General features: G+C 37.3%; 8 protein-coding genes. 6 read left to right on the forward strand and 2 right to left on the reverse strand.

The window, feature by feature from the left end:
* Positions 1 to 89 precede the first annotated feature (89 nt).
* A complete protein-coding gene (locus H5118_RS15260; RefSeq protein ID WP_182749338.1) occupies positions 90 to 1,877 on the reverse strand; it encodes a M61 family metallopeptidase in 1,788 nt (595 codons plus the stop codon).
* A gap of 204 nt (positions 1,878 to 2,081) precedes the next feature.
* On the opposite strand from H5118_RS15260, the gene H5118_RS15265 reads away from it, so the two are divergent.
* The 6 genes from H5118_RS15265 (at position 2,082) to H5118_RS15290 (ending at position 9,174) form a co-directional block, all read left to right on the forward strand.
* Positions 2,082 to 3,617 carry a GGDEF domain-containing protein gene (locus H5118_RS15265; RefSeq protein WP_182712414.1) on the forward strand — a complete coding sequence of 512 codons (1,536 nt, stop codon included), beginning with the start codon at positions 2,082 to 2,084 and terminating at the stop codon, positions 3,615 to 3,617.
* A gap of 62 nt (positions 3,618 to 3,679) precedes the next feature.
* Entirely contained in the window at positions 3,680 to 5,023 is a 1,344-nt protein-coding gene (gene ppnN, locus H5118_RS15270; protein WP_024596931.1) for a nucleotide 5'-monophosphate nucleosidase PpnN, read from the forward strand.
* A gap of 10 nt (positions 5,024 to 5,033) precedes the next feature.
* Positions 5,034 to 5,807 (forward strand): flap endonuclease Xni, encoded by a 774-nt coding sequence (gene xni, locus H5118_RS15275; RefSeq protein ID WP_024596930.1) that lies wholly within the window; start codon positions 5,034 to 5,036, stop codon positions 5,805 to 5,807.
* Positions 5,808 to 5,876: 69 nt separating this feature from the next.
* Entirely contained in the window at positions 5,877 to 6,260 is a 384-nt protein-coding gene (locus tag H5118_RS15280; RefSeq protein WP_024596929.1) for a DUF3192 domain-containing protein, read from the forward strand.
* 11 nt (positions 6,261 to 6,271) lie between these two features.
* On the forward strand, positions 6,272 to 7,960 hold the full coding sequence (locus tag H5118_RS15285; RefSeq protein ID WP_182749340.1) for a hypothetical protein: 1,689 nt from the start codon (positions 6,272 to 6,274) through the stop codon (positions 7,958 to 7,960).
* Positions 7,961 to 8,166: 206 nt separating this feature from the next.
* A complete protein-coding gene (locus H5118_RS15290) occupies positions 8,167 to 9,174 on the forward strand; it encodes an isocitrate dehydrogenase (protein WP_182749342.1) in 1,008 nt (335 codons plus the stop codon).
* Between the two features lie 70 nt (positions 9,175 to 9,244).
* Here the strand turns inward: H5118_RS15290 and H5118_RS15295 are convergent, their stop codons facing one another.
* Positions 9,245 to 12,259, reverse strand: coding sequence for an immune inhibitor A domain-containing protein (locus H5118_RS15295; protein ID WP_182749344.1), 3,015 nt, complete (start codon positions 12,257 to 12,259; stop codon positions 9,245 to 9,247).
* Positions 12,260 to 12,593 lie beyond the last annotated feature (334 nt).

The following is a 12,593-nucleotide window of genomic DNA, read 5'->3' on the forward strand; positions in this document are numbered from 1 at the left end:
ATTATATACGCCATTATACAAAACAAAAAAAGAGCCGAAGCTCTTTTTTAATACTTGTTAACTGTATTTAAGCGCTATAAAAACTGAATTTATTTTTTTGTCACATCATTTGGATGTTCCACGCCAATCCATGCTTTGAAAAGCGCTTTTTGCTGTGGCGTTGCCTCTTTATCAGCAACTACTTTTTTAGGCTTATCGAAATCTTCTGATAATACTAATGTTAAGCTTTCAAGAGCATCGCGACGAAGATAGTCAACGGTTACTTTGTCGCCTGCCTTAAACGTTTCTAAGCTGGTTTTTAAATCTTTACCTACGTGATGTTTGTTTATAGCGACAATTTTATCATCGGTAGTTAAACCCGCTTTCCACGCACTGCCACCACGGCGTACATAACTTAACGTCAGTAATTCACCCGTGTTTTTAGCGGTAGCATCAATACTTGCAAGTGCTTTTGCTTTTTCAGGACGCTCAAACTTTAAACCTACTTTAGTAAGTAAATCGTCAAAGTTAATACTTGCAGGCGACTCTACATTTTCTTGCCACCAGCTTGAATAATCACGTCCTGTTAAATCTTTTAAGATATTAAGTACATCTGTATCTGTAAATCCAGCGGGCATTTTATGATTGTTATAAAGTGCTTTGTGTACGTCTCGGTAGCTTATTTTACCTTGGCTTTTTTCAAGTAAGTCGATATCTAAAGCAAGTGAAAGTAACGAACCTTCTGAATAAATATTGGTGCTGTAGTTACGTGCGTGATCGCCACCTTGATTAATCCATTTATCAAAGCTTGTTTCGCTTACGCTTTGCACTTCACGGCCCGGTGTTTGCAAATGACGGTTAATTGTTTTACTCATCACTTTAAAAAATTCATCTGTTGTTTGAATGCCTGAGCGCACTAATAAATGATCTTCAAAGTAACTTGTTGAACCTTCTGCAATCCACAGCAGTTTTGAATAGTTCATATTAGTGTAATCGTATGGCACTAAACCTTGAGGGCGATATGCTTTAACATTCCATGTATGAACAAACTCATGCGCAGCGGTGCTAATAAAACCTAAGTAATCTTCGCGGCTACCAAATCGGTCACGTGGTCGTTGAATAATTGTTGAGTTTAAATGCTCTGTTGCACCACCAGCTCCTGATGTTGCATGCACCATAAATACATAACGCTCATACGGATAGCCATCCCAAATTACATTACCCGTGGCAACTAATTTTTTAAGATCGGTAAGCATTAGCTCTACATCGTAGTTACCATCGCCCCATATAACTAAATCATATTCACGCCCTTCTACTTCAAATGTGTGTAGTTGGTTAATACCCGTTTCGATTGGTGAATCAACAAGTACATCGTAATCGGCTGCTTTAAATGAATTTTTGCCTTTTAAATTATCCATACCCGATACAGAACGCCACTTTTTAGGCACGTCTAAATTAACGGTTACAGGCTCTTGGCGAAATGATTCACTAAACATAAAAAAGCCTGACGCATCTATAAATGCATGGCTGTCGTCAATGTGGCGAGCACGTTTACCAAGCTCATTTGCATACACCTGGTAGTCAACATTTACTTCTGTAGGTTCATTAAGATGTACACGCCATGTACTGTGATCTATTTTTTCCCATTTTAGTTCTTTGCCATCTTCATCTTTGGCTTTGAAGTAGCGAATGCCATTTGCAAGATTTAACATTTCGTAGCGACCCGTGCGCCACGCAGGAAGTTTTATATCAAGGTGTGCTTGCGCTGTTTTTGGAAACTCAACACTTACATCACCTAAATGATGCTGTGGTTGCGAGATTTCTAAAGAATAATTTACATCGGCAAATACAGGCGCTGAACATGCAGCTAAAATTGAAAGGGCTAATAACTTTTTCATAGAGACTCTTAGTGGAAACTTAATTGCTTACAAGACTAACAAGCCCCTATTTAAAAGTGAATTAAATACGATAAATGACCCTATATACGAGTTTATAAGTAGTAGCTTATTAAAATTTCTAAGTTTTTTACTAGATAACTACACATAATAAAAATTTGTTGTAAACTGAAGATAATGAAATTAATTTGATGGCGGTATGCTTAGGTGTCACAAAGATCTAACGCAACAGATAAAAAGCTAAAACAAGCAATTGATGCGCGTATGGCTGTTGAGAGCGCTCGTAAACATCAAGTAGATGTTCTATGTGACTTTACAGCTAAACTATCGTTGAGCTGTAAAGGACTAGATATCGAGTTAGATAATCGCCTCGCCAAATTTAGAAGTGCGCTTAATAAAGGCATGAGTTTTGAAAACCTTGCTCCCCTTATTAGTGAAACTTTAATCCTACTTAAAAACCAAGAATCGATTCAACAAGCTCAGCAACGTAATTTATACAACAGTGTGCAAAGTGCCGGTAAACAATTACAAAAAACCAAAGGTTTACCTGACGATACTCGTAGGACTCTAAGAAATTTACTCGATCACGAGATTAATAACGTTCATTCAACTCATGGTTACATTCCGCTACTTGATCAACTTATTAGCTTTTATCATGAAGCGTTGCTTACCAAGCAAAACCCTCAAGTTGATCAGCAGCGCCCAGTAAAACAGGCGCGTGCAAAAAAACTACTTGAGCTCGCAAATGAACTTATACTTGAAGAAGAAGCTACGCTACAAATTAATAATATAAAAAATAATATTACAGAAAGTGACTCAATCGATACATTACTTGATGTTGCAATTAGTATTATTGATGTAGTGGTAAAAAATATAAGTAAAGAGCGTAAATCCGCGCAAAGCTTTTTAGTTTCATTAAATCAAACCCTCGAAGATCTTCATAACTCTATCGTCTCAACTAGCAAGCACTCTGAGTCTATGGAAGTTGAGTTTGACTCACTTAATAAAAGCATTGAACTAAAAATAAAAAATCTTAATGAGCAAACGCAAAAAGCTACATCAATCTCATCTTTAAAAGAACTCGTAGATAACGAATTAAAATCAATAAGCGAAGATTTTATAGCAAAAGAAAAGTTAGAACGAAAAGACAGAGAAATGCTTAGCGCTAGCTTTAATGAAATAAATACTCGAATTGTTACTTTAGAAGATAAGTTAACAACGTATAAAAAACGCTTAAACGAACAGCGCTTTAAAAGCTTACTAGATGGGCTTACAAAACTGCCTAACCGGGCTGCATTTGACGAACGTTACAATCACGAAATGCATTTGTTTAATGTGCAGCCATCAGATGTTACGCTTGCAGTTATTGATGTTGACCACTTTAAATCTATCAATGATAGATTTGGCCACACCGCAGGTGATATTACCTTACAAGTTATATCAAAAGCGTTGCAAAAATCGGTAAGAAAGTCTGATTTTATAGCGCGTTATGGCGGTGAAGAATTTGTACTATTAATGCCAGGTGTGTCGCTAGAAAACGCAACATTACCCCTGGATAAAGTAAGAAAGGTAATTAAAAATATACCTTTTAAATTTAGAGAAAAACAAATTGAGATCACTATTTCGGTAGGTGCAACTCAATTTAAAAAAGGCGATACCCTATTAAAGGCATTTGATAGAGCTGATGATGCACTTTACGAAGCCAAAAATTCAGGGCGAGATAGACTTTGTACCAGTAAATAATGTCATAGCTATTATAACTTTTATGACAAGTAGTTTTACGATTTAGTAGTAGGAGCACGTCTATGTTAATACAGTTAAACCCAACTGGGGTTTTAGATTTACTGTCGCAATTAGAAGTTGATTTATTAGAGCAATCGTCTGCTAGTGAGCGTTATAAATTATTTAGAAACTGCGTACTTGCAGTCCTCAATGTAGGTAGTCATACCGACGACAGTAACGATATATACAACAAATACAAAGATTTTGATATTCGTTTAGTAAGCCGCGAACGAGGTATTAAAATTGAACTTGAAAACCCACCCGAAACCGCATTTGTTGATGGCGAAATAATTACCGGTATTCACGAACATATATTTTCTGTTATTCGTGATATTTTGTTTATTTGTCAAAAATACGAAAAAGATTTAAAAGAGCAAAAAGCCATAACCCATATGGTGTTCGATATGCTCAGAAATGCAGGTGCACTGCGTGTTAAAAGCGAGCCTAACATGGTTGTTTGCTGGGGCGGACATTCAATAAACGAGGTTGAATATAAGTACACAAAACAAGTAGGTTACGAACTTGGTTTACGTGGATTAAATATTTGTACCGGTTGTGGTCCTGGTGCAATGAAAGGCCCAATGAAAGGCGCAACTATTGGCCACGCAAAGCAACGTAACACCGATAATCGCTACTTAGGTTTAACAGAGCCAAGCATTATTGCTGCCGAGCCACCAAATCCTATTGTAAACGAACTCGTTATTTTACCTGATATTGAAAAACGCCTTGAAGCTTTTATTAGAACAGCTCACGCAATTATCATTTTTCCTGGTGGCGCAGGTACTGCTGAAGAGTTGTTATATTTATTAGGCATATTGTTGCACCCAGATAATACTAAACAATGTTTACCTGTTATTTTAACTGGCCCCAAACAAAGCGAGGCGTACTTTAAAGAGCTATGCGAGTTCGTTGAAATGACACTTGGTAAGGAAGCGTTGGATAAGTTTGAAGTAATTATTGATAATCCTGAATTAGTCGGTCAAAAACTAAAGTCATCGATGGCTAATGTTCGTGATTACCGTAAAAGTGAAGGTGATGCTTATTACTTTAACTGGACATTAAAAATAGATAACGACTTTCAACAACCTTTTGCACCAACACATGAAAATATGGCAAGTTTAGATTTACACCTTGATCAGCCTAAACAGCTACTCGCGGCTAATTTGCGTAGAGCTTTCTCTGGTATTGTTGCTGGTAATGTAAAAGACGAAGGCGTTAGAGCCATTAAACAAAACGGTCCATACATTTTAAGTGGCGAACCTGCCCTTATGACAAATATGGATAAATTATTACAGGCATTTGTTCTTCAAGGTCGCATGAAGCTCCCTGGTAGTAAATATGTTCCATGTTACAAAATAAAAGCATGAGTTTTATAGTTTGAAACCCCATTTACTTCTTATAGATGCGCTTAATTTAATTAGGCGCATTTACGCCGTTGACGCGAATCAAAAACATCATAGCGACGAGCAAATGATACAAACGTGCTGTGCACGTGTAGCCCACGCCTGTAAAAAGCTTTTAGATACGAGTAATGCAACCCATGCCATTGCTGTGTTCGATGGTGACAAAAGCTGGCGTTATCATTTTTATAAAGACTACAAACATTCACGCGCGCCAATGCCCCAAGTATTAAAAGATGCTCTATTGCATTTTAAAGCCGCAATTGAAGAAACAGGTATTGTAGTATTTGAGCCTATTAACGATGAAGCTGATGATATTATTGCAACGCTTGCCTTTAAGGCATCAAATAATCAAATAACGAGCACTGTTGTTTCTACTGATAAAGGCTTTTTACCTTATATTGGCCCTTACATTACAGTTTACGATTACTTTAAAAAGCTCTATCTAGATGAGACAAGTATAAAAGAGCGTTTTGGTGTTGAGCAAAATAAACTCGTTGATTTTTGGGCATTAGCGGGCGATAAAACAAATGATATTCCGGGAGTTAAAGGAATAGGTACTAAATCTGCGCAGCAAATAGTTAATAACTATAACTCAATTGAACAAGCAGCCGAAGATGAGTCTCTAAGCCCGAGTATTAAAGCAAAGTTAGCCGCTAATATGGATATGTACGTAATTTCAAAGCACTTGGTTAGTTTACGCACCGATATAAATTTAGGTTTTAGTTTAAAGCAGTTAAGACTTAATTAGTCGCAAGTTAATAGCCTCTAAACATTACAAAACGTATACTGATATTAGTTACCGGAGTCAGAGTAAGCCATATTGAAAAAATTTATCCGATATTTAATTTTAGGTTTAGGGCTATATGCACTGATAGCTGCATTGGTGATTACCTTTTATAAAGACGATCCTCAAGCTATGATTTGGCAAGACCGAGAGGCTTTCAATAAACGTTACATCGAAAAGCTATCACTTGAGCAGCCAACAACACTAAATAGTGTTCTTGATTACTTAGGCAGCCCCGATCTTACTTATGCCAAACGAGATGGTGAACAAGTATTTCAGATAGTTTTTTATCGTACACAACATAAAACATCTGACGGTATTACCACTATGGATGAATGTACTGGCCTATTATTTAAAAATGGTCAGCTGTTTTTGTGGGGCCCGAGTGCATACAATAAATACCAAGAACAAAATTAGGTGAAGGTTTAATGGATGAAGCTGTTTCAACTACCTTAGAGCAGCTGCTTAATAATACGCAGCTGTTTTTAAGCTATTATAACAATAAACAAAAATGGACAGCTCTATATCCAATGGCAAGTAAGCTAGCTGAGCAATATAGAGTGCTCTACAGCAAACAGCCATTCGCATTACAATCCCGATTGACGCTTTATAACCCAAGTTATTCTTATGCAACAAATTTAGTTGTTAGTCAGAGCGTCATAACTGCTGCCCTGTGTAAATCTCAAAATTATAATAGTGCCTTAAGTGAGCTATACATAGCCGCTACACTCATTGAACATTTATGTGTTGGAGCGCAATTAAACAAGCTTTGCGAGCAAACACCTTTTCAAGATTCTGATAAAAAAATTTGGAAAATGCGTCATCAGTTAGCAGCAAAAGTAATGTTAGCTAGTGGCGATTCAGCAAAACCTGTTACGCAGTTACTTGCTAAATTAAATAAGTATAAACAAGCATTGGTAAGTGCTCCTAAAATAATGCTTTACGATGGGGGCATAACGCTGATTGCTCTAGCAAATATTATTAGCATGAACATTACGAGCAACACGGCTAATAAACATATTAGCTTATATAAAGCACTTACCGATTTGTACATTCGCACACCTAACTTGTTCGCACTGCAATTAATTAAATCACTAATAGCGCATTTAGGGCCATTATTACCGGGAAGCCGCGTTTTATACGCTGAGCAAACCATGATTTATTTAGCAACTGATGCACAACAACGGCATGTTTTAATTAGTACAGCAAATCCAAATAAATTAACCTGGTACAGAGTAAAAGCAACGCTTAACGATAATCCAAAACAATGGCATTGCACTGATAAAACCATTAGCTTTAAAGTATTTAACAGTGAACATGTAAAACCACAAAGTGAGCTTGAGATTGATAAGGCACAATCTTTACTTGAGCTAATAAGTAATATTAAGTTACAGCACGAATACAGCTATAAAGGATTAAGCCTGCTGATGGCGCCTCACCCTCTCGTAATTGCTAATTTATGCGAGGCAGTAAAACCATATAATAAAGAACATCAGCCCGCAAAAGACTTAAAACATAGTTTATCTATGGTCGGTTATTATAATGCACCTGCAATAATTCAACGGGTTGTTTTTGAACAATTAGTTAATGTTACCCCACATCCATTGCAAGCCTACGTGACTAACAGATTAAATGGATTAGTAAAAATAATGGCTTTATTGGTTAGTAAAAATGACAATGACCAGTTTGAGCACATTACTTTACCTTTATACGCTTACGCCCATTTTTTATTAACGCAGTGCGGTACACAGCTTTCTCGTAAAACGCTGATTGACGACACACCAAATAAAACATTGAGTGCCCCTATATGCTCCTTTTTTGGGGTAAATGCAATTAACACCGAACAACTAACACAACAGCTTACTCTTTTATTGAGTGATAACCCATGGACAGCAGCACTCTTAGAAGCACAGCAAACACCTAAAAAGCACTTAACTGAGGCCCATAAACTTTGGATCACACTTAAGGTTGTTGCTCAAAATGTGTTTAAACCAGAACTTTCGCTAACTCCGTGGCAGCAGCAAACGTTAAATGAACAGCTAAAAATACTCAAGTGGCATAACCAAACTGATTTTTATCAACAATTAGAATCTCTTGAGTTGTTTAATAGTATTTAGTTTATTAGGCGCTATTTTATGTCTTTATACCCATTATAACTTTCGTGTATACCCAGTATTTTTTGTATAAACTAGCAAAATGGGTGATAAATTGGTATAAATGCGCCCTTAAATTTTCAAGCACGTTCACATAAATGTTCTAACAAGCGGTTACTCTCTCAGAGTAATAATTTATGTGCAAATCAAACTCTTTAAAGGAAAAGTCAATGGCCAAACAAACCATCACAGTGATCAAAGGCGACGGCATCGGTCCGAGCATTATCGACTCAGCACTTGAAATATTAAAAGCCGCAGGTTGCGACTTTGATTATGAATTTGTTGATGCTGGCCTAGCTGCACTTGAAAAAACAGGTGAGTTATTACCGCAAGAAACAGTTGATACAATTGCTAAAAACAAAATCACTCTTAAAGGCCCATTAACTACGCCTGTAGGTGAAGGTTTTACATCTATTAACGTAACACTTCGTAAGCAATTTGGTTTATACGCTAACGTACGTCCAGTTAAATCATTTGTTGGTACTAAAGCACGTTACGACGATATTGATATCATCACTATTCGTGAAAACACGCAAGGTATGTACTCAGGTGCTGGCCAAGTAGTAAGTGAAGACGGTAATGAAGCAGAAGCAAAATCGATAATTACGCGTGAAGGCGCAGAAAAAATCGTAACTTTTGCATACGAGCTAGCGGTACGCGAAGGTCGTAAAAAAATAACTGCAGTTCATAAAGCTAACATTTTAAAATCAACATCTGGTTTGTTTTTAAAAGTAGCACGTGAAGTAGCTGAGCGTTACCCACAAATTGAATCAAATGAAATGATTGTTGATGCAACATGTATGAAGCTGGTAATGACACCTGAAGAGTTTGACGTAATTGTTACGACTAACTTATTTGGTGATATTTTATCTGACCTTTGTGCTGGTTTAGTTGGCGGTTTAGGTATGGCACCTGGTGCTAACATTGGTGAAGATGCAGCAATTTTTGAAGCTGTACATGGTAGTGCACCAGATATTGCTGGCAAAAACCTAGCTAACCCAACATCTGTAATTTTAGCATCTATTCAAATGCTTGAGCATTTAAATATGGGCGATACTGCAGAGCGTATTCGTAGTGCTGTTGCTGATGTAATTAAATCAGGCGACCGTACAACTCGCGATTTAGGTGGCAGCCACGGTACAACTGATTTCACTCAATCAGTAATTGACCGTTTATAATTAATATTTGTTATTAATTTAAATAGCCCGCTAATTTAGCGGGCTTTTTTATGTTTGCTAACTGCGTTTACTACCTAATGTATTTATGCAAGTTAGTATTAAACCTAAATAAACTTAACAGTAGTAATCCTAATAAACCCGCCAGTGATCCGCCACTTGAACCCGAACTACTTTGTTGTTTTTGTACAGTAGCAGATAACTCTTGAGTAAAAGTATCATTGGTTTGAGTATCAGTAACATTCAACGTTACGTTATAAGTCCCGTCAGCTTGATAAGTATGCCTTGGGTTTTGTAAATTTGATAACGCACTGCCATCACCAAAATCCCAACTGTAAGTGTAACTATTAAAGCCGCCGGTTACTTGGGCATTAAATTGTGCGCTTAAATCACTAACTGTAGCGTTTGCGTTTATGCTAAGCGGAACATTAGCAGTTACATCAATCGCTTTTGATTGTTCAGTGCCGTCGTCATCTGTCACTGTAAGCGTTACTTGGTAATCGCCAGAGTACAAATAATTATACGTGAGCGATTGAGTCGCTAAAGTACTTCCATCTCCTAGCCGCCAATTATAAGTATACGGTGCGACTCCACCTGTAAGCGATGCCTCAGCTGTTAAAGCTCCTTGGTTTATTACATATTCAATTTCATTTACAGTTAATGGTTCAACCAATGTAACTTGTGCTACAGCGACTTGCTGTGAAGTGCCATTAACTGCCATAAACTCAACGTTATAAGTGCCATAGTCTTGGTATTCATGAGTAGGCGTTAACTCTGTGCTGGAGCTTCCATCGTCAAAACTCCACGTAAATTTGTCCGCAGGAGTAAGTGCAAAGCCTTCTACATTAAAATTAACGGTTAAGCCGTTTTTAGTAAAATTAATACCCTTAGTAACATCGTAAGTAAGCTCTACTTCTATATCTTCACTGTCTACTGACTGGCTTATAATACTAAACCCAAAACCAACCTGTGGAAGCACAACACCCGATGGTTTTTGCGCTGCAAAGCTATAATCGGTTTTATCAGTAAACCCGGTGATAGCTGATAAATCATCATCACCTAACCCTGCCCTTTGTTGATATAGGCTAAAAGCAGCATCACGAATTTGAATTGCTGAAGCAGCCGGAGTTTGCGTACTGCCTTTATTTATCGAGCGCTGATCAGCATCTACCACTAATGCAAAACCACTGCCTGGATGCTCGGTAGTGTTATTATCTGCTTGAGATTCATTGCTGTACCACAATAATAACCCCGGTGAGTACTGCTCTGCTTGCAAACTACTGTCAACGCCTGTGTATGAACGCAGTTGTAGATAGTAATGAGATGGCGATGCATATGTGTAACTACCTACTTTTTCAAAGCCATTAAACTCAGTGTTAACTTGATCTTGTGCATTATTTTCCCAAATTAAAGTATCACTTTGCTCAATGCGCATATCATCAACAACAAAACCATAATAATGTGTGTTCGCATCTGTTATGTATTCAATTTTTAAATCAATTGTTTGCCCAGCATAAGCTGATAAATCAAACTTATGGGTCAAATAGCCGTTAGGTTGCTTAGCATCACTATTAAGAAATGAATCACCTGAGATATACGGACCAATATCACCGTAGTATGGATTAAGCGCTTGCGTATAATTACTCGCGATTGGCTCGCCATTTACTTTTACTTGAACTAAATCGTAATCGCGCTCAATACTGTAATATGCAATAAAGCTTAAAGTAAGTGTCTCAGTTGTGCTTGGTAGCGCTATTGTATTAACTAAGCTATTGCTAATATTGTCGCCCGTATTTGAATAGTATTGAAAATCACCTTCAACTGGATCCCTAAATTTTTCGAGCCTTGGTGGTAGTGTTATTTTTATTTGATTTTGCTGTTGTGAAGTACTCGCAGTATTAATTAATGTTTGCTGTGAGTTAGCCTCTATCTCATCCATATCAAGCGTAAGCTGGTTAACCCAGTTACCCTGGTACCGCTTTTGTAAATATTCAAGCGCATAAGGGCTAAACATAACTGGCTCTGAGCCTCTTGGCGAACCAGCCCAACTTCCTGTCGACATAACTGACCAAGATGCGACAGGCTCACCTACCGTGTTAGATTGTAAGTCGTATTCATCTAATAATCCTAAATCATGCCCAAACTCATGCACAACCACACCAATCCCGGCATCAATAGGGTTAATGGTATAACCAAAGAGCTTAATGTTGCTGCCTGCAATCTCGCTCGGCCCGCTATTTTCATCAAATACATAGTAGCGGTGCGACCAAATAGCATCGGTGCTTAGGTAACCGCCACCCGCTTCTTCGCCAATACTTGAATGAAATACCATTACATGGTCAATAATGCCATTAGGTTCATTAAGGATACCGTCACCATCAATATCATCTAAATCAGTTAAGTCATAATCCGCTAAATTAATATTAAACTTTGCAACTGCTTTCTCCACAGCCTCTTTAATTAAAGCGGGCGCATTTATATCCCGTGTACTGCCTTGGCGCTCACCATATATTTTTGCATTGCTATTAGCGGTTACCCAACCATATACCTGCCCGCTAAAGTTTAAGCTATTTCCCGAAGCCGCTTTATAATAATCAGCAGCCGTTTTTAAGCTTTGTCCATCAGGGCCTGTATAACCTTGAGTATTAAAAAGCATTTGCTGATAGTGCTCAGTTGAATAATCAGCGTAAAACATGTCGGTGTCTTGCTCTACAAGTTGATTGTCGTCATGTTTAAGATCAGGAAAATCAATTAAGATACCTAACACTTTTACATCATTAACGCTTTGATCTGGCACTAGCGACGTTGAAAAAGCGACCTGTTGCTTATTTGTGTTTGAAAAAAAGTTGGAAGAGGATTTAAATTGCCTAAAGCCATTTTTAATTGAGTGATTGGCAACGTCTTTGTTACTCATATATGACTTAAATGAACTATCTAACTCACTTGAAGATATTTGGTCTCTTTTTTTAAGCCAATATGAAATACGCTCTTCGTTAGTTATACCAACATCATGCGGACTTAAGTTATTAGCCGCCACCATAGGGCTTAATAGCGTAGTTAAAAGCGCAATTAACGTCACTTTTTTCACTGTGTTTTCCTCAAACATAATTATGTAGCAATCATACCTAATAATAGAAATTTAAACATGCGATAAAAACATATAGTTAACATATGCAATTAAAGCTAATGGTCTCTCACACTCTTTTATATCTAAAATCGAACTTACAACCTAAAATGCATAATTTCTGCCAGTAAACTCAATTAAACATAGGCTTTCTGCAGGTTTAAATTAAAAAAAGCCACAAAACGAATTTAAAATGCAAAAAACAGCTTTCAAGGTTGACATGAAGGCTTAAAACCCTTAAAAATAAACCTATACAAAATCTTTAATTTAAAAGCAGTGTTTTGCTAAGTAGAGTAAA

Origin of the sequence: Pseudoalteromonas sp. SR41-1, assembly GCF_014164015.1 — a bacterium.
In the GTDB taxonomy this organism is placed as follows: domain Bacteria; phylum Pseudomonadota; class Gammaproteobacteria; order Enterobacterales; family Alteromonadaceae; genus Pseudoalteromonas; species Pseudoalteromonas distincta.

Excerpts from the sequence above, each read along its gene's own strand:
- H5118_RS15260 (WP_182749338.1), bottom strand. The coding sequence starts at position 1,877 with ATGAAAAAGTTATTAGCCCTTTCAATTTTAGCTGCATGTTCAGCGCCT.
- ppnN (WP_024596931.1), top strand. The coding sequence starts at position 3,680 with ATGTTAATACAGTTAAACCCAACTGGGGTTTTAGATTTACTGTCGCAA.
- H5118_RS15285 (WP_182749340.1), top strand. The coding sequence starts at position 6,272 with ATGGATGAAGCTGTTTCAACTACCTTAGAGCAGCTGCTTAATAATACG.
- H5118_RS15290 (WP_182749342.1), top strand. The coding sequence starts at position 8,167 with ATGGCCAAACAAACCATCACAGTGATCAAAGGCGACGGCATCGGTCCG.